This is a genomic window from Olleya sp. Ti.3.14, assembly GCF_038154885.1.
In the GTDB taxonomy this organism is placed as follows: Bacteria; Bacteroidota; Bacteroidia; order Flavobacteriales; family Flavobacteriaceae; genus Olleya.
On sequence record NZ_JBAKAO010000001.1, the window covers coordinates 52,423 to 72,558 of the forward strand.

Sequence of the window (20,136 nt, forward strand, 5' to 3'; positions counted from 1 at the left end):
TAGTAAACATAATTAGTAATGGCAAAAACTATACCTTAAATAATATGTTAATTAATTGAGGTTTGAAAGTAGTGAATATTTCAAAATAAAGCACAATTGAGTTATTAACTAAAAAGGAGTAGGTAATTGTTAATAAAAAACATCAAAAAATAGACTTAAAAGGCTTACCGTTACTAATGAAAGTTTTATATTAGCGTGTTTTGAAATAATGAATAAAACTAATTAAATTTATATATGGCAGAAGGAGAAAAGGTCATTCCAATTAATATTGAAGATGAAATGAAGTCGGCTTACATTGATTATTCAATGTCAGTCATTGTGTCACGTGCTTTACCAGATGTAAGAGATGGTTTAAAACCAGTACATAGACGTGTACTTTACGGTATGCATGAACTGGGTGTTAGAGCAAGTTCCGCACATAAAAAGTCAGCAAGAATAGTTGGAGAGGTTTTAGGAAAGTATCATCCACATGGAGATACATCAGTTTATGACGCAATGGTACGTATGGCTCAAGAGTGGAGTTTACGTTACATGTTAGTAGACGGTCAAGGTAACTTTGGGTCTGTGGATGGAGATAGTCCAGCTGCAATGCGTTATACAGAAGCACGTATGCGTAAGATATCTGAAGACATGTTGGCAGATATTGATAAAGAAACTGTAGATCATAAATTAAATTTTGACGATACTTTAGAAGAACCGACTGTTTTACCAACACGTATTCCAGGACTTTTAGTTAATGGAGCATCTGGTATTGCTGTAGGTATGGCTACTAATATGCCACCTCATAACTTAACGGAAGTGGTTGACGGTACAATTGCCTATATTGAAAATAATGATATTGAAATTGACGAATTAATCACACATATTAAAGCTCCAGATTTTCCAACAGGAGGTACAATTTATGGATATGATGGTGTAAAAGAGGCTTTTCATACTGGTAGAGGACGTATTGTAATGCGTGGTAATGCTAATATTGAAGAAGTTCAAGGTAGAGAGTGTATTATTGTCACAGAAATACCATACCAAGTCAATAAGGCAGACATGATTAAAAAGACTGCCGATTTAGTTAACGAGAAAAAACTTGAAGGAATAGCAACTATTAGAGATGAGTCTGATAGAAACGGTATGCGTATTGTTTACGTGTTAAAGCGTGATGCAATTCCTAATATTGTATTAAATAAACTATACAAGTATACAGCACTACAGTCTTCTTTTAGTGTAAATAATATTGCTTTAGTTAACGGTCGACCACAATTATTGAATCTAAAAGAATTGATTCACTATTTTGTTGAGCACAGACATGAAGTAGTTGTTAGACGTACGACTTATGAGTTGCGTAAAGCAGAAGAAAGAGCACATATATTAGAAGGACTTATTATTGCATCTGATAATATAGACGAAGTAATTGCTATTATTAGAGCGTCTAATAATGCAGACGAAGCAAGAAACAACTTAATAGAACGTTTTAAGCTTTCAGAAATACAAGCAAAAGCTATTGTAGAGATGCGTCTACGTCAATTAACTGGTCTAGAGCAAGACAAGTTGCGTAGTGAGTATGAAGAGATAATGAAAACTATTGAAGACCTTAAAGATATTCTGGATAAAAAAGATCGCAGAATGCAAATTATTAAGGATGAATTAATAGTTGTTAAAGAAAAGTATGGAGATGAACGTCGCTCTGTAATAGAGTATGCAGGTGGAGATTTAAGCATCGAGGATATGATACCTGATGCACAAGTAGTAATTACTATTTCGCACGCAGGTTATATTAAACGAACGTCTTTAACAGAATACAAAACACAAAATAGAGGAGGAGTAGGACAAAAAGCATCTACAACTAGAAACGAAGATTTCTTAGAGCATTTATTTGTTGGTACAAACCACCAATACATGTTATTCTTTACTCAAAAAGGTAAATGTTTCTGGATGCGTGTTTATGAAATCCCAGAAGGAAGTAAAACCTCTAAAGGTAGAGCAATCCAAAACCTAATAAATATTGAGCAAGACGACAAAGTAATGGCGTTTATATGTACTCAAGATTTAAAAGACGAAGAGTATATCAATAGTCATTATGTGATTATGGCAACTAAAAAAGGTCAAGTTAAAAAGACTGCTTTAGAGCAATATTCTAGACCAAGAACTAATGGTATTAATGCTATTACTATTAAAGAGGATGACGAACTATTAGAAGCTAAATTAACTACTGGAAACAGTCAAGTAATGATAGCACTTAAATCTGGTAAAGCCATTAGATTTGAAGAAGCTAAAACTAGACCAATGGGTAGAAACGCTTCTGGTGTAAGAGGTATAACTTTAGCACATCCAAAAGATGAAGCTATAGGTATGGTAATCGTAGAAAATCCTCAAGAAGAAACAGTACTTGTGGTGTCTGAAAATGGATACGGTAAACGTACCTATATTGATGATCCAGAAGATGGTGAAGCAGTATACAGAATTACAAACAGAGGAGGAAAAGGAGTTAAAACAATCTCTATTTCTGAAAAAACAGGAGATTTAGTATCAATCAAAACGGTTACAGATACTGATGATTTAATGATTATTAATAAATCTGGAATTGCCATTCGTATGGCTGTAGAAAGTTTACGTACTATGGGTAGAGCAACTCAAGGTGTAAAATTAATAAACCTTAAAGGAAAAGACTCAATAGCAGCAGTTGCAAAAGTAATGAAGGATGATGAAGAAGAATTAGATGAAACTTTGGAAGGTCTAGAAAACAGTACAGATGCTGAAGATGGCACAACTATTGATATTACAGAAGAAGAATAATTTTAAATTTAACAATTAAAAAAAAACTAATAATGAAAAAACAATTAATTCTTGCGATAGCATTACTTGTAACAGTGTTTTCTTTTGCTCAGAAAAAAGAAGTAAAAGCTTTAGAAAAGGCAGTAAATAAAAATAATTATGCTGAAGCTAAAAGCTTAATCACGCAATTAGAACCTATGCTAGGATCTATGGACGATAAATTAAAAGATAAGTATTATTTAGCTGCAGCAAATGCATATTTTGCTAATGGAACTTCTAGTGCTGAGGATGTTTTAAAAGCGACAACACTTTTAGATAAAGTAACAGAAGATAATAGCGACGTAACTGTTTTAAGACAAGATATTGAAAATGACCTATTAACTAAGGCTAATGGTTTTTTTACGACTAAAGAGTTTGGTAAAGCTGCAGTTGCTTTTGAAAATCTTTATAATGTAAATAAGGAAGAGCAAGCGTACTTATATTATGCTGCTTCTAGTGCTATTAACAATCAAGATATGGATGGTGCTTTAAAATATTATTTACAACTTAATGAATTAGGTTATACAGGTGTTGGTACAGAGTATTTTGCAACAAACAAAGCAAATGGAGAAGAAGAGATTTTAGAAAAAAATGCTAGAGATAACTATGTAAAACTTGGAACACACGAAAATCCAGGCGAAAGACAAACAGAATCTAGAGCAGGTGAAATCACTAAAAATATAGCTTTAATTTACGCTAATAAAGGCGAAAATGATAAAGCATTAGAGGCTATTGCTACAGCAAAAAAGAACAATCCTGAAGATGTCAACTTAATTATTAGTGAAGCTAATATTTATAATAAAATGGGTGATACTGCTAAGTTTCAAGAGTTATTACAAGAAGCAGCATTAAAAGTACCTAACGATCCTACAATCCATTATAACATTGGTGTTGTGTACATGAATAGTAACGAGATAGCAAAAGCTAGAAAGTCTTTTGAAAAGGTATTAGAATTAGATCCAACAAATTCTGACGCTGCATTAAACTTATCAACTTCATACATTACAGAAGGTAATGCATTGATTGAGCAAATGAATAGTTTAGGAACTAGTAAAGCTGATAATTTAAAATATGACCAATTAAAAAATCAAAAAGGTCAGTTGTTTAATGATGGTGCAAATACGTTATTAAATTACATTAAAATAGATCCAAAAGCTCCAGATTCAATATACGAGCAATTGTCTAATATATATAATGCTTTAGGTGAAACTGAAAAAGCTAAAGAAGCTAAAAGCCATATTAATAAATAATAGTATTTATTAAGTAGAATAAAAAAAGCCTTCATTTAATGAAGGCTTTTTTATGTTATATAATCTTTTTAATAACCCTAAGTTTATGGGTATGCACTCGTTTATCAGAATTATAAATACCACTGTGATCTAGACGGTCTATTCTTACTTTACCATGAGCATGGATAATGTAATTGTCTTTCATTATAATACCAACATGCGTTATAACGCCTTCGTTATTATCAAAAAAGGCTAAATCACCAGGTTCACTCTCTTCAATAAAGCTTAAAGCTTCACCTTGACTTGCTTGTTGCGAAGCATCGCGTAATAGTTTATAACCATTTAGTTTATAAACCATTTGAGTAAAACCACTACAATCAATTCCAAAAGGTGTTTTTCCTCCCCAAAGATAAGGTGAATTAAGATATTTAAATGCAGTAGAAATTATTTCAGATTTAGGATTTTGTTTATCAACATAAACACCTTCATAAGTATGGTTTAATAACGATAACCCATTTAAAGTTGAACCTAAAACAATCGTATTTAATAGCTGATTTTCGTCTTGAACAAATTCAACTAAATCAGATGATAGTTTTAGAGCTTCCAAATTTAGATTTTGATAGGACTCCTCAGTAATTTCTAAATACTGTTTATTATCAATCCAACCTTCATATTTATCATAGGCTAATCTAATCTTACTCCATTGTTTACGTTGCTCCAAAACCTTAAATAAATCGCCATATAGTACTTGCGAAACTAATTCGCTAGTATCAGATGGTTCTAATCTTAAAGGTAAAATACTTAAATTACAAATTCCGAACTGCATTTGTTGATTTTAGTGACGTTGAATAACCATAGCAGAAGCACCACCACCACCATTACATATAGCAGCAGCTCCAATTTTAGCATCATTTTGTTCTAAAACGTTAAGTAGCGTAATTAAAATTCTTACTCCAGAACATCCAAGTGGGTGACCTAGTGATACAGCACCACCATTTACGTTAACATTAGAATCGTTTAGACCTAAAATTTTCATATTAGCCAATCCAACTACAGCAAAAGCTTCGTTAAATTCAAAATAATCAACATCTTTAAGATCGATGCCAGCTTTATTAATAGCTAATGGTAAAGCTTTAGCAGGAGCAGTTGTAAACCATTTTGGCTCTTGAGCAGCATCTGCATAACTTAAAATCGTTGCAAGAGGTGTTAAACCTAATTCTTCAGCTTTTTCAGCACTCATTAACACCATTGCACCAGCACCATCATTAATAGTAGATGCATTTGCTGCAGTTACAGTTCCATCCTTACTAAAAGCAGGTCTTAAACCAGGTATTTTATCCATTTTAACATTAGTAAATTCTTCATCTTTACTAACAATAATAGGTTCTCCACGTCTTTGTGGAACTTCTACAGGAACGACTTCGTTATCAAATTTTCCGGCTTCCCAAGCAGCAGATGATCTATTGTAACTTTGTATAGCGTAGTTGTCTTGATCCTCTCTTGAAAAGTTATATTCTGTAGCACAAGCATCTGCACAAACACCCATTGCATTTTGATCGTATGCATCTACTAAACCGTCTTTTTGTAAACCATCAATTAAAGTAGCGGGACCAAATTTAGTTCCGGTTCTAGCATGAAGGTAATGCGGAATCATACTCATGTTTTCCATTCCTCCAGCAACTACTATATCATTATCACCTAAAGCAATACTTTGTGCAGCTTGCATAACTGTTTTCATACCAGATGCGCAAACTTTATTAATAGTTGTACAAGGTACTGTATTGGGTATTCCTGCATAAATAGCAGCTTGTCTAGCTGGTGCTTGACCATTGCCAGCCTGAACAACATTTCCCATTAATACTTCTTGTACTAATTCAGGTTTTAAATTTATTTTATCTAAAGCTCCTTTAATAGCTATAGCTCCTAATTTTGTAGCAGGTACAGTGCTTAAAGCTCCTAAAAAACTACCTATTGGTGTTCTAGCAGCAGAGACAATAACGACTTTTTTACTCATAATTTTTATGTAATATATTAGTCCCACGAAATTACTAATTTTTTAATAAAATTTAGGTTATTCTTGGGATTATAACTTAATAATAGGGTTATAATTTGTTACATTTGATAAACACGAGATTAAAGCATGAAAGATCAAATTAATACCATTTATAAAAACCATTCTCAGTTTTATAAAATATTATTGTTTTTAGCAACAACATTTTTAATCGTTTTTATTTTTCCAAAAAGCGGACGGTTTAAGTATAATTTTGAAAAAGGGAAACCTTGGCAAACCGAAAATTTATATGCACCTTTTAATTTTGCAATTCAAAAATCAAAACTAAAAGTTACAGAAGAGCAAGAACTTATAAAAGCTCAAACCACTTATTTTTTTGATAAAAACGAAACCATTGAAGAAAAAGTAAAAAATGAATATGAAAATGCTTTTAATAAAACATTTAATGATTCTATTGGTAACTTTAATAAGTTAAAATCTAAAGGTTTAGTGATACTGAATGACCTTTATCAGTATGGTATATTAAATGAAGATCTTAAAATTAACGAAAAAAGTAACGTGGTAATTTTAGTTGATAATGTTGAAAAAAAATCCGCATTATATTCTAATTTAAAAAAACAAGGAAATATAAAATACAATATTGAAAAAGAATTGAAAGAGGAAAATTTATTTAGTTATTCTAATAAATTGACAGCTTTGTTTTTTGATATCATACAATCCAACCTATCTTATAATAAAACCCTTACAGATAATGTATTACAAGAGTCTTTAGATAAGATTTCTAGTAATCGAGGTGTAATTGATAAAGGGACCTTAATAATATCAAAGGGAGAGGTGGTAAATGATGATAAATATCAAGTATTAAATTCATTATCAAAGGAATATGAGTCTCAGGTTTGGAGTAAATCTAGCTATAATTGGATTGTTTTTGCATACACATTATTAGTTGCTTTAGCGTTATTAATGTTGTTATTATTTATTAGAAAATATAGGTTAGATGTTTATAAAAACAATACCAAAGTTACTTTTATATTTTTTAACGTCTTAATTATTGTATTGCTGACTACGTTAATCATAAATTATAATTCGGAATACGTCTATTTGGTACCAATATCAATTTTACCCTTAGTATTAAAAGCTTTTTTTGATGCCAGATTAGGATTGTTTACACATGTAATTACTGTTTTGTTGTTAGGCTCTATTGTACCAAATAGCTATGAGTATATGTTTTTACAAATAATAGCAGGTATAGTTACTATTTTAACAGTATCAGAATTATATAAAAGAGCAAACCTTTTTATATCAGTTGGACAAATTACATTGGTTTATATTATAGCTTACTTTGCTTTTTTTGTAATACATGAAGCCAGTATTGATAACTTAAAATGGGAAACCTTTGGACTATTTATATTATGCGGACTTGCAACCTTATTTGTGCAACCTTTAATTTATGTCTATGAAAAACTATTTGGTTTAGTGTCTGATGTTTCATTATTAGAATTATCCGACACCAATTCTAAACTTTTAAAAGAATTATCAAATAAAGCACCAGGAACATTTCATCACTCATTAAATGTAGCAAATTTAGCTGAAGCTTCAGCCAATGAGATTGAAGCCAATGCTATGCTAGTTAGGGTAGGTGCATTGTATCATGATATAGGAAAAATGAAATCGCCAACCTATTTTACAGAAAATCAATCCTCAGGAATTAATAGTCATGATGAATTATCGCCAAAAGAAAGTGCAAAAATAATTATTAACCACGTCTTAGATGGAATTGAAATAGCTAAAAAATATAATCTACCTGATCGTGTAATAGACTTTATTAGAACGCATCATGGTACAAGTCAAGTCTATTATTTTTATATGAAAGAAAAGGCTAATAGTGAAGCTGTAAACATCGAAGATTTTACTTATCCAGGTCCAAAACCTTTTAGTAAAGAAACTGCTATCTTAATGATGTGTGATAGTGTAGAAGCAGCTTCCAAAAGTTTAAAAGAACCAACATCAAGTAAAATTGATAATTTTGTCGAAAATATTATAAATAAACAAAAAGATGACGGTCAATTTTTGAATGCTAACATAACTTTTAAAGAAATTGAATCCATTAAAAAAGTGCTAAAACGCAAGCTTGCAAATATTTACCATCTTAGAATTGAATACCCTGAATAATTTTTCAAAAAAAACAGTAAAAAATGTTGTGTAATTTAAGATGATATCTTAGATTTGCACCCGCAATTAATTGCAAAGTTCATTACAACATAATTAACGGAGAGGTGCCTGAGTGGCCGAAAGGAGCGGTTTGCTAAATCGTCGTAGGTGGAAACACTTACCCAGGGTTCGAATCCCTGTCTCTCCGCTATTATTTTCTCAAAATTTTTATTTTGATAACCTTTTTCGGGGTGTAGCGTAGCCCGGTTATCGCGCCACGTTTGGGACGTGGAGGCCGCAGGTTCGAATCCTGCCACCCCGACTTTTTATTGCTACGGGCTCGTAGCTCAGCTGGATAGAGCACCTCCCTTCTAAGGAGGCGGTCACAGGTTCGAATCCTGTCGGGCTCACTTAAAGCTTCACTAGAAATAGTGAGGCTTTTTTGTTTTTATATTGATTTCTTATATTTTACTATTCTTTAAATACTTATAAGATAGAATTAATAATTGTTATATCATTTAATAATTAATCTTGATACCATTTTTTATGGTATTATAAAAGATTCTTAAATTATCAATTAAGTACGTGTTAATTATTTTTGAAAGTTTAATTATTTAATAAATTTATTACCGACGAAAAAGTAAAGCAATATGAATATAAAAAATAGCTTACTTAAAGCTCCATTAGAAATAGTGAAGCTTTTTTGTTTTATATGGTTTTTGTGTTCTATTTTTTAGCCCAACACAAAGAATTGGTTTTCAATTAGTTATGTGCTTATATTGCATTTCGTCGAAAATTTTAAAAAAAATTATTTTGTTTCGAAATAAAGATTAATTTTGCACTCCCAAATCGCTATGTAAGCAAAAGTTTACATATAATAATTTTTTATAAATGAATAACCTACTTAAATTCGTGGCATGTCTATGCCTTATTTTTTCAGCAACTAGTTGTAGTCTAGAATCTTTAGAGGATCAGAATTCCAGCAATTTTACAAAAATGAGTGATGCAACAGCAACTACTTTTTGTGATAATCAAGATCCACAATCTAGACTAATTAACAATGGAACAATAGCGTATACGTTTACAATTATAGATATTGATCAAAATGTTATTGAAATTTTAAATGTAGCTCCTGGAACTTCATCTTCTTGGTCAAGTTTTAATGAAGGACAAACTATTTTTAGTGTTGATGGGTCTGCAAACAATGTATCAGACAGTAAAGTTGTTTTAGATATGTCTACTTGTACTAAAGTAGAAATCGTAATTAACAATTTAAATGAAGTTAATGAACCAATCATTTTAACTTTAGATTAAATTTTTACTGAACTTATTATAGTTTTTGAGTTTTCGAGGATGGTGGTGAAAAATAAATAGTTTTTACCACCATCTTTAATTTTAAACTTATTTCTAATTTGAGCAACTGTTTCAGGAAAGTTTCGTGTGGTAATATTTGCTTGATTTAAATTTATTTCTTTTTTGTAAGATTTTTTATTGTAGGGAATTGTTTTGATTATTTTAAAACGTCTTCCAGGAAATTCAGTTAAATCATTACTTGTATATAAATGTGAGTGTTTGTGTAGTTTATATATATTTTTAATACCTGCAATACTATTAAATGCTCCTGACTTTAAGATGGCTGTATTTGGCTCGTATAGATAATTTAAAGGTTGACTGTAAGTAGGAGTAGTTTCTAATTCGTTTTTTAAATTAAAATTAAAGCACTGTGTATCTTTATTAGTAATATTTATTGTTTTGATTTGTATTTCATTACTAAAATCTTTTTCTAAAATCCATAAAAGCTCTTTTACTTCGTTATTTACTGCTACACAATGAATGTGTTTTACGTTTTGTAATTCGCTAATTCCAGAGCTAATATCTAAGATTGGTGACGTTTTTATCATTATATTCTTGGAATACTGAAAAAGTATATCCAAGTTTTTTGGAACATTTGGTAAGCAATCTTTAAGTAAAAAAACTTTACCTTTAATATCATTTCTTCGTGATGGATCAATGTAAATCCAATCTACTTTTTCACCTATAGTTTTTAAAACTTCTAGTCCATCATTTGCATGAAACGTTATGTTGTTTAATTTTAACTTAGAGGAATTTTTTTCTACTATTTTAGATAAATTAACGTTTAAATCGCAATGTATTACTGTATCTACTTTTTTTGAAAAATAGTAACAATCTACACCAAATCCTCCAGTTATATCAATGATTGATTTTCCTGAAATTAAATTAGATTTATATTGTGCTGTAACTTCTGAGGATGTTTGCTCTATATTAAGTTTAGGAGGAAAGTATATGTTAGGAGTATTAAACCAAGTCGGTAATTTTTTTTCACACTTTTTTTTAGATTCAATTTGTGTGATTATATCTTGTTTTAAATTATTATCAAAGGGAATTCCTTTTAAAGCTAAATTGGCTACGTCAGAATTAATATTTTGATTAATGAATTCTTGTATTTTGGGGTCTAGAATGTCTTTATTAAAATTAGTCATCCAAGCCTTGTGTCAATTTATTTACCACTCTGTATTCTGATAAAAACTCCTTTGAAATAACTTTTATTGCTGTGTAGGTTGGTACTGCTAATATCATACCTACTATACCAAAAAGTAATCCTGCTATGATTATTACTAAAAATATCTCTAAAGGATGAGAATTAACACTTTTAGAAAATATAAAAGGTTGGCTAATAAAATTATCTACAAGTTGTGCGATTATAAAACCAATCATAACATACATTGTCTTTGGTAAAATTACATCGCTAAAATTTTCGCCTAAATTACTAGACATACTTAAAAGGATTAGCAAAAACGCACTAATTATTGGTCCTACGTATGGTATTATATTTAGTAATGCACATAGTGTTGCTATGATTACAGCGTTTTCGATTCCAAAAATTAATAGTACAATAGAGTAAATTGTAAATAGTATTAATAGTTGTAATACTAAGCCTCCAAAATATCTTGTTAGTAAATCACGAATAGTTACAAACGATTTTCTTAATCTTTTTTCATGCTTTTTAGGAAGCACAGTTACTATACCTGTACTCATTAATTTGCTGTCTTTTAAGAAGAAAAAGGAAATAAAAAGCACTGAAAATAATCCTATGCTAAAGCTTCCTAATCCTGATATAAAATAGTTTAAAAATTCTGGTATAACTCCAAAATTAATTTTTGACATTATTTTAGAGTCTTTGAAAGATTCTTCCACTTCGTTTGTGCTTAAGCCAAAATGACTTATTGCTTCTTTATATAAGTTTTCTATATTAGATTGTAATAAATCTATATCTAATAAGGATAAATTTTGTCCTTGCTCTAGAATTAAAGGGATAAATAAACTAATTAACCCGAAAACAAGACTTAAAAATAATACCATGGTAGATACGACAGCCAGCGTATCGGAAAATTTTAATCTATTTTTTAAAAACACGACTAAAGGTCGTCCCAACAAGGATACAACTCCAGCTATTACCAAATAAACAATTACAGATTGTATCTTATACACAAACCATATTAATAAGGCTAATCCTAATAGGACAGCACAAGCTTTTAAAATTCCGTTTGCAATTGTTCTTGAAGTCATATATGTAAATATATAATTATTGAAATTTATTTTAGCGAAAACTGTTTAGTAATTTCATATAGTGTGATACTAGTTGCTTGAACAACATTCATGCTACTATTTTGACCAAACATATTTATATGTACTATGGCATCGCTAATTTTTAGGACTTCTTCGGATACTCCAAAGTTTTCATCTCCTATAATCAAAGCGATAGGTTGATTAGGATTAAATTTAACTTTATTTAATGCTTGACTATTTGTAGATATTTCTAAAGAAAGAATAAAATAATTGTTTTCCTTTAATTTGTTAACTACTTCTAATGCTGATTTGTGCATTTCATAATTCACAGACTTTTCTGTAGCACGAGAAGTTTTGGTCATTTTTCTACCTAAAGGAATATCTGTTCCACAAAATATTAATTTTTCTATACCAAAAGCATCACAAGCTCTAAACAAACTTCCAATATTTGGTGCGTTTGAAACGTTTTGACATACAACTGTTACAGGAAATTGTTGTTGTTTAAATTTTGAATTGTAGTGTGTAAGTTGCAAATTTATGGATGCTATTTAATACCTATTAGTAAATAAAGATAATATTAGTTAAAATTAAAATGATTTAAGCTAATATAATTTAAAGTATGTAATAGAAGTTAGGCTTATTCAAATTAATTTTCAAAAGCATATTTAACAATATTAGCTCCCATTTTTAAAGCTTTAAGTCTGATGTCTTCTGGATCATTATGTACTTCTTGATCTTCCCAACCGTCTCCTAAATCACTTTCAAAAGTAAATAATACCACTAATCTAGTGTCATGATATAATCCAAAAGCTTGTGGTCTTTTACCATCATGCTCATGAATTTTAGGTAATCCGTCTTTAAATACAAAAGCTGAGCTAAAAATTGGATGTGTTGTTGGAAGCTCTTCTAATTCTTGATTTGGAAAAATTTGTTTTAAAGCAGCTACTACATAAGGTTGCATTCCATAATTGTCATCAATATGCAAAAAACCACCTGACTTTAAATAAATACGTAAATTTTCAGCTTCGTCATCGTCAAATATTACATTTCCATGACCTGTCATGTGTAACAAAGGAAACCTAAAAACATCACTACTTCCTGCTTCTACGGTTTCTGGTTTTATATTTATTTTGGTATCAATATTTGCGTTACAAAACTTAATAAGGTTAGGTAGTGCTGTTGGATTACTGTACCAGTCTCCACCTCCTTTATATTTTAGTATTGCTAAATCTTGACTATGTAAGAAAACAGAGAATAATAAAAATACTATTAAGTGTCTTAATTTCATAAATTACTCGTTTATAAATGCAATACTATGACATGCAACTATTGCTGCAGTCTCTGTACGTAACCTTGTTTCTCCCAAAGTTACAGGAATAAATTTATTGTGAATCGCCATTTTTATTTCTTTAACAGAAAAATCGCCTTCAGGTCCAATTAAAATGGTAATTTTTTTATTAGGAAGTACTTGTGATTTTAAAGATTTTTTATCGGTTTCCTCGCAATGTGCAATATAGGTGTCTCCATCAAAATCTTGATTAATATAGTCTTTAAATGTTATTGGCGCATTTAAAATAGGGTAGTAGCAGCTTAAAGATTGTTTCATTGCAGATTGAATTATCTTATCATAACGTTCAATTTTGACTGCTTTTCTCTCGCTATGATCACAAATTATTGGTGTGATGCTGGTAATACCAATTTCTGTAGCTTTTTCTAAAAACCACTCGTAACGATCATTCATTTTAGTTGGTGCAACAGCTAAATGTAATTGATAATTTTTAGGCGCTTGATGTGTGGTGTTTAAAATATTTACAACACAGTTTTTTTGATCTGCAATAGTCAACTCGGCTTCAAATAAATACCCTCTACCATTGGTAATGTTAAGTAGGTCACCTGTTTTTTTACGTAAAACTTTAACAATGTGTCTACTCTCGTCCTTAGGAAACGAAAATTGATTAGTATCTGGAGTTATATCTGGATTGTAAAATAATTGCATATCACTTATTTTGCGATTACCTTTAAAACCTTAATTTCCTTAATCTTTTTAATTCTTTCGGTTTTTAAAATAATATAAAAACCATTACTTTCTTCAACTCTTACGGTGTAAAGGGTATCTAGTTTATTATCTAAATTAAAAGCTTGTTCTTCTACTTCTAAAGGCATTTTTCCTTCTTTTAGCCATCCAGAATCTCCACCACGTTTAGCGTTTTTATCCATAGAATAACGCTTTGCTAAATCGTCAAAACTTATACCTTCTTCAAAAGATTTAAATATTTCATTTTTATATTGTACAATTTGCGTCGCATCTAGCGTGTTACCATCAAAATAGATATAACTAATACGGTAATGTCTTTCGTCTGTTTTATCTATAACTTTGTAATGTGTTGTATTAAACTCCGATTTAACGACCTCTGTACCACCAACACTGGTGTTCATTAATTTTGTAGCCAGTTTGGTTTTGTGCTTTTCTTCGTTAAAAATTAAAATTTTATTTTTTCTAGATTTTTTACTTACCAAAAATTTTTCAGCTTGTTCTACCGTTACAATAGTATCTAATTCTTTTTCTAAATCTTTTTGAGCATATATAGAAACAGTTAGTAAGCAAATAGTAAGTTTAATAAGGGTTTTCATTTTTTATAAAGGAATTTTAATTTCAACAAAAAAACAAAATTAAAGTTTAAATGAAGATAAATTATTGCTTTTAGTACTGTCGTTATTATATTTTAAGTCTAGAGTTGGCCATAACATTTTGTTCCGCAAAGTCACCATCTAAAAATTTTAGGTATCCAACAATAGCTATCATTGCTGCATTGTCTGTGGTAAATTCAAATTTAGGCACATAGGTTGTCCAACCATGCTTGTTTTCGGCATCTTTTAACGCTTGTCTAATTCCGCTATTTGCAGATACACCACCACCTATGGCAATATGTTTAATATCTGTTAATTTAACTGCTTTTTTTAATTTGTCTGTCAGAATACCAATTATAGTATATTGTATAGATGCACAGATGTCGTTAAGGTTTTCTGCTATAAAATTAGGGTTAAGTTTAACTTGTTTTTGGATAAAGTACAATACAGCAGTCTTAAAACCTGAAAAACTAAAATTAAGTCCATCCACTCTAGGTTTAGTAAAAGGGAAGGCTTTAGGGTTACCTAGTTTTGCAAGTTTGTCTATTTGTGGACCAGCAGGATATCCTAATCCTAATATTTTACCACTTTTATCAAATGCTTCTCCAACAGCATCATCAATAGTTTCTCCAATAACTTCCATATCAAAGTAATGTTTGACTTTTACAATCTGTGTGTGTCCACCAGAGATAGTCATGGCTAAAAATGGAAATGGAGGCTTTTTAAAACCGTCCTCTTCAATAAAATGCGCCAATATATGTGCTTGCATATGGTTTACATCAATTAAAGGGATATCTAATCCAAAAGCTAACGATTTTGCAAACGATGTACCTACAAGTAGGCTACCCATTAACCCTGGGCCTTTTGTAAAAGCAATAGCACTAAGTTGGTCTTTAGTAATTCCTGCTTGCTTTAAAGCTTGATCTACTACAGGTACAATATTTTGTTGATGCGCTCTTGAGGCTAATTCTGGTACAACACCACCAAAGGCTTCATGTATTTTTTGACTAGCAATAACGTTGCTTAATATTTTTCCGTTTAAGATTACAGAAGCAGCTGTATCATCACAAGAACTTTCAATTCCGAGTATATAAATATTTTGTGAAGTCATTAGTTATTTTTAGGCATAATAATTGTTAATTTTGATGAAATGTTTAACAACTCAATTACATTTGTTATAATAATTACAAAAGTAAGTTATTCCGTATAATTTTTAACTTTAAAAGCAATATCAAAAAAATTCTCAAAATAATAGGTAAACTGATAGCTATTTTGCTATTGTTATTCGTCATTGTGGTGTTAGTTTTATCTATTCCTTCAGTTCAAACGCGACTAGGTAAATCTGCCACTAATTGGGTAAATGACCAATATAAGACTAATATTAATATAGAAAAGATTGGTTTACAGTTTAATGGAGAGGTTGAGATTAAAGGCGTATTAATTAGAGATTATAAAAAGGATACATTAATTAGTGCAAGCCAGCTAAATACATCCATAGTTAATTTTAAAAATTTATATAAAGGAAAATTAAATTTTGCAGACATTGATTTAGAAGATTTAATTTTTAATATCGTTACTTATAAGGACGAAACAGATACTAATCTTGATGTATTTGTTGCTAGATTTGACGACGACAATCCTAGACCAGAAAAAAGCACCTTTTTATTATCCTCTAGTGATGTTACAATTTCTAACGGAACGTTTAATTTTATAAACTATAATAAGGAGACACCACAGATACTAAATTTTCATGGTATAAATTTAAATGGAACCAATTTTGTAATTGATGGTAGTGATGTCAAAACCAGAATAAATACCATGCAATTTGTAGATAGTCGTGGTTTAAAATTAGAAAATCTAACCTCTAATTTTTCGTATACATTATCTCAAATGCGTTTTGACGACTTAAATTTAAAAACACCACAATCTTATCTACAAGGAGATTTAATATTTAGTTATAACAGAGCAGATTTTAAAGAGTTTGAAGACAAAGTTAAAGTAGAGGCTAATTTTACAGAAGGAAGCGTTTTATTAGACGAATTAAATGTGTTTTACAATGAGTTTGGTATAAACCAAAGAGCGGATTTTTCGACAAAATTATATGGTACACTTAACAATCTAACTGCTCAAAATTTAAAGTTAGAGACCAGTCGAAACACTAAAATTTACGGAACACTTAATTTTAAAAACCTATTTAATGCTGAAGATAATAACTTTGCTATGCAAGGTGATTTTGAAAATTTATCCTCAAATTATAAAGACTTAAAAGCATTGTTACCTAATGTATTAGGACAATCAATACCAACCATATTTGATAAGTTAGGAAACTTTAAGGTGGTTGGAAACACCAATATTACAACACAAAAGATAAAAGCGGATCTAGAGATAAGCACCTCTTTAGGTTACGTAAATTCCAATTTAGAGATGTCTAACATTGATAATATTGATTACGCATCCTATAAAGGTAATATTATTTTGGACGAGTTTAATTTGGGTAAAATGTTAGACGATCCCAAATTAGGTAACACCTCGTTAAATGTAGATGTTGATGGTGTTGGTTTTAAAAAAGAAAATTTAAAAACTCAACTAAAAGGGGACATTTACAGTATAAATTATAACAAATATACTTATCAAGGTATTGTTGTTAATGGACAATACAAACAAAGTAAGTTTAATGGTAAATTAGTTGCTAACGACAAAAATTTACAACTAGAGTTTAACGGATTAGCAGATTTATCTAAAAATGTCAGAACCTTTGATTTTGAAGCCAAAGTTGATTATGCTAACTTAAAAGCACTTAATTTTTATAACAGAGACGAACAATCAGAGTTTAAAGGTATAGTGGACATGAAAATGACTGCTAATAATATCGATGATGCAGTTGGTAGTATCAATTTTAAAAATACAGTGTATAAAAATGAGAACGACACCTATACATTCAAGGATTTTGCTATTAGTTCAGAGTTTTTAGACAACGAACGATTTATAAAAGTAAACTCTCCAGAAATTGTCGAAGGACAATTAAAAGGAAACTTTAAATTTAATGACTTAGGCCTACTTTTTGAAAATTCGCTTAAAAGTATTTACACCAATTACGTTCCTAATAAAATTAAGGGTAATCAATATGTTGACTTTAATTTTAAAATTTATAATAAAATTATTGAAGTCTTTTTACCAGAAGTAGAAGTAGGCGCAAACACCTTTATTAAAGGTCGTGTAGAGAGTAACGAAAAAGCCTTTAAGCTAACGTTTAAATCTCCTAAGATTAAATTGTTAGACTATTTTGCAGATGCAATTGAGGTGCAAGTGGATAATAATAACCCTTTATTTAACACTTACGTAGAAGTTGATAGCGTGTACACCAAGCACTACAGCGTGTCCAAATTTAACTTAATTAACGTAACTTTAAATGATACTTTGTTTATGAGATCAGAGTTTAAAGGAGGTAAACGTAATGACGATTTTTATAACTTAAGTTTTTATCATACTATCAATAAAGATAACCAATCTGTGGTTGGTTTTAAAAAGAGTGATGTTACTTTTAAAGGTAATAAATGGTATGTAAATGAAGAAAAAAACAAGTTAAATAAAGTAATATTTGACAGAGATTTTAAAGATTTTAAAATTGAGGAGTTAGTTATGAATCATGAAAATGAAGAAATTAAACTAGCCGGAACTATAAAAGACTCAACCTACAAAGACATAAAATTAAATTTTAAAGATGTCGATTTAAATAAAATTGTTCCAGATTTTGATGGTCTTACTTTAGCAGGTAATATTAATGGTAATCTTGATGTTTTACAACAAAACGGAAGCTATTTACCAAATTCTGCAATAACCATTGATAATTTAGAAGTCAACGACACTTTTTTAGGATCTTTTGATGCTAAAATCACAGGTAACGCTACATTATCTAATTACATTGTAGATGCTAAGATTAAGGATGATGACACCAATTCATTTACAGCAAAAGGTGATATAAATATTGCTGCAGATGATGCCTATATTGATGTGGATTTGGATTTCAATAAATTCAGTTTAAAAATACTAAACCCTTTCCTAGAAGACGTTTTAAGCGATATCAGAGGAGATGTGTTTGGAACAGCTAAAGTGGTAGGTAGTTTAGATAAACCTAATTTTAACGGACAATTAAATATAGATAAAGGTGGATTAGGTGTGCCTTATTTAAATGTCGATTATGCTTTTCAGGATAAAGCTTCTGTTACTTTAAAAAATCAAAGTTTTATATTTAATACTATAAATATTACAGATACAAAAGAAGACTCAAAAGGTGTTTTAGACGGAAGTATTAGTCATACTAATTTTTCAAATTGGAAATTAGATTTAAATCTAGAAACACAACGTTTATTAGTATTAGATACTAAAGAAACAGAGGAGTCTTTATATTACGGTACAGGTTTTATTGGTGGATCAGCCTCAATTTTTGGACCAACCGAGAGTTTAAGCATCAATGTTATTGGTGAAACTAAAAAAGGTACAGTCTTTAAAATACCCTTAAATGATAACGAATCCTTTGGAGATAATTCAATCATTCACTTTTTAAGTCCAGAAGAAAAAAAAGCTAAACAAGAAGGTGTTGTTTTAGAAAATGAGACAGATTCAGGTTTAGATTTAAATTTTGAATTAGATGTTACCGAGGACGCAGAAATAGAAATTTTAATAGACAAAACTTCAGGAAGTACAATAAAAGGTCGTGGTGTTGGTGGTTTATTAATTGAAATAAATACCAATAATAAATTTAATATGTATGGTGACTTTGTGGTATATGAAGGGGTTTATAACTTCTTTTATGGAGGTGTTATTCAGAAAAAATTTATTGTAGAGCCATATACAAGTACACTAGCATGGAATGGAAAGCCATTAGACGCTATAATAAACATTGAGGCTAAATATTTAACACGTGCCAATCCATCACCATTATTAGATAGTCCAATTAATAGAAGCATTCCTGTAGAGCTTACTTTAGCTTTATCTGATCGATTAGAAAGACCAGAAATTAACTACCAATTTGACTTTCCAACAACAAGTTCGACTATTAAATCAGAGCTAGATTATAGGCTTGATACAAATGAAGAAAAAGAAAGTCAAGCTTTATTTTTAATTGCCACAGGAGCGTTTAGTAGTGGATTAAACGATATTAATTTTACGGGAACATTAACTGAGCGATTAAATGGATTAGTTAATAACTTATTATCTAGTGGTGACGGTAAATTTGATATTGGTGTAAATTTTGAAGCTGGTACCAATAACCCAGAATACCAAACAGACAACCGTGTTGGTCTAACACTGCAAACCAAAATATCCGATCGTGTATTAATTAATGGTAAAGTTGGTGTTCCTGTTGGTGGTTTAGGTGATTCTGTTATTGCAGGAGACGTTCAAGTAGACTTTTTATTAAACGAAGAAGGTACACTTACCGCTAAAGTATTTAATAGAGAAAACAGTATCAGAAACTTTGGAGAAGAAATTGGATACACACAAGGTGTTGGTTTATCTTATAGTGTATCGTTTGATACTTTTGGCGAATTAATGCGAAAAATTTTCAACCCTTCAAAAGTAGACGAAGAGGATAACGAAGGTGTTATTTTGGAGAACGAAACTCCAGAAAAAAAATCTGAAAATAATTCTCCCTTTCCTCAAAATATGATTATCAAAGAAGAGGAATAACAGATTGTCAATTCTGTATTTTTCTTCATTTAACAG

At 30.2% G+C, this 20,136-nt stretch carries 14 protein-coding genes and 3 tRNA genes; 8 read left to right on the top strand and 9 right to left on the bottom strand.

The genetic code is table 11. From position 1 onward, the window contains the following. The first annotated feature begins 234 nt into the window (after positions 1-234). Both gyrA and V6251_RS00255 read left to right on the top strand, forming a co-directional pair. Entirely contained in the window at positions 235-2,787 is a 2,553-nt protein-coding gene (gene gyrA, locus V6251_RS00250) for a DNA gyrase subunit A (RefSeq protein WP_341586466.1), read from the top strand. A 32-nt stretch (positions 2,788-2,819) separates the two neighbouring features. Further along, positions 2,820-4,055 (top strand): tetratricopeptide repeat protein, encoded by a 1,236-nt coding sequence (locus tag V6251_RS00255; protein WP_341586467.1) that lies wholly within the window; start codon positions 2,820-2,822, stop codon positions 4,053-4,055. Between the two features lie 55 nt (positions 4,056-4,110). Here the strand turns inward: V6251_RS00255 and V6251_RS00260 are convergent, their stop codons facing one another. After that, a complete protein-coding gene (locus V6251_RS00260; RefSeq protein ID WP_341586468.1) occupies positions 4,111-4,860 on the bottom strand; it encodes a C40 family peptidase in 750 nt (249 codons plus the stop codon). Between the two features lie 9 nt (positions 4,861-4,869). After that, a complete protein-coding gene (locus V6251_RS00265; protein ID WP_341586469.1) occupies positions 4,870-6,048 on the bottom strand; it encodes an acetyl-CoA C-acyltransferase in 1,179 nt (392 codons plus the stop codon). A gap of 126 nt (positions 6,049-6,174) precedes the next feature. Between V6251_RS00265 and V6251_RS00270 the strand changes: the two genes are divergently transcribed. The 5 genes from V6251_RS00270 (at position 6,175) to V6251_RS00290 (ending at position 9,510) form a co-directional block, all read left to right on the top strand. Further along, a complete protein-coding gene (locus V6251_RS00270) occupies positions 6,175-8,217 on the top strand; it encodes an HD family phosphohydrolase (protein WP_341586470.1) in 2,043 nt (680 codons plus the stop codon). 98 nt (positions 8,218-8,315) lie between these two features. Continuing rightward, a tRNA-Ser gene (locus V6251_RS00275) sits at positions 8,316-8,404 on the top strand. Between the two features lie 39 nt (positions 8,405-8,443). After that, positions 8,444-8,518 (top strand) — tRNA-Pro (locus V6251_RS00280). Positions 8,519-8,532: 14 nt separating this feature from the next. Next, a tRNA-Arg gene (locus V6251_RS00285) sits at positions 8,533-8,606 on the top strand. A 481-nt stretch (positions 8,607-9,087) separates the two neighbouring features. Next, the gene (locus tag V6251_RS00290; protein ID WP_341586471.1) at positions 9,088-9,510 is read left to right on the top strand and encodes a hypothetical protein; all 423 of its coding nucleotides are present in this window, start codon (positions 9,088-9,090) and stop codon (positions 9,508-9,510) included. On the opposite strand, the gene V6251_RS00295 is transcribed toward V6251_RS00290, so the two are convergent. From V6251_RS00295 to tsaD, 7 genes are all read right to left on the bottom strand, one after another. Further along, positions 9,507-10,697: a class I SAM-dependent methyltransferase gene (locus tag V6251_RS00295; protein WP_341586472.1), complete on the bottom strand. Its 1,191-nt coding sequence runs from the start codon at positions 10,695-10,697 to the stop codon at positions 9,507-9,509. The two genes, V6251_RS00290 and V6251_RS00295, sit on opposite strands and share 4 nt — an antisense overlap. Next, the gene (locus tag V6251_RS00300) at positions 10,690-11,784 is read right to left on the bottom strand and encodes an AI-2E family transporter (protein WP_341586473.1); all 1,095 of its coding nucleotides are present in this window, start codon (positions 11,782-11,784) and stop codon (positions 10,690-10,692) included. Before V6251_RS00300 ends, V6251_RS00295 begins: the two co-directional genes overlap by 8 nt. A gap of 26 nt (positions 11,785-11,810) precedes the next feature. Then, positions 11,811-12,317: a TrmH family RNA methyltransferase gene (locus V6251_RS00305; protein ID WP_145001610.1), complete on the bottom strand. Its 507-nt coding sequence runs from the start codon at positions 12,315-12,317 to the stop codon at positions 11,811-11,813. A 113-nt stretch (positions 12,318-12,430) separates the two neighbouring features. Continuing rightward, positions 12,431-13,072: a DUF4159 domain-containing protein gene (locus V6251_RS00310; RefSeq protein WP_341586474.1), complete on the bottom strand. Its 642-nt coding sequence runs from the start codon at positions 13,070-13,072 to the stop codon at positions 12,431-12,433. Positions 13,073-13,075: 3 nt separating this feature from the next. Beyond that, the gene (locus V6251_RS00315) at positions 13,076-13,780 is read right to left on the bottom strand and encodes a 16S rRNA (uracil(1498)-N(3))-methyltransferase (protein ID WP_341586475.1); all 705 of its coding nucleotides are present in this window, start codon (positions 13,778-13,780) and stop codon (positions 13,076-13,078) included. 5 nt (positions 13,781-13,785) lie between these two features. Continuing rightward, positions 13,786-14,415: a peptidylprolyl isomerase gene (locus tag V6251_RS00320; RefSeq protein ID WP_145001613.1), complete on the bottom strand. Its 630-nt coding sequence runs from the start codon at positions 14,413-14,415 to the stop codon at positions 13,786-13,788. Positions 14,416-14,500: 85 nt separating this feature from the next. Then, positions 14,501-15,523: a tRNA (adenosine(37)-N6)-threonylcarbamoyltransferase complex transferase subunit TsaD gene (gene tsaD / locus V6251_RS00325; RefSeq protein WP_341586476.1), complete on the bottom strand. Its 1,023-nt coding sequence runs from the start codon at positions 15,521-15,523 to the stop codon at positions 14,501-14,503. Between the two features lie 167 nt (positions 15,524-15,690). Here tsaD and V6251_RS00330 point away from each other — a divergent pair, with 167 nt between their 5' ends. Then, on the top strand, positions 15,691-20,100 hold the full coding sequence (locus tag V6251_RS00330) for a translocation/assembly module TamB domain-containing protein (protein WP_341586477.1): 4,410 nt from the start codon (positions 15,691-15,693) through the stop codon (positions 20,098-20,100). The last annotated feature ends 36 nt before the right edge of the window (positions 20,101-20,136 follow it).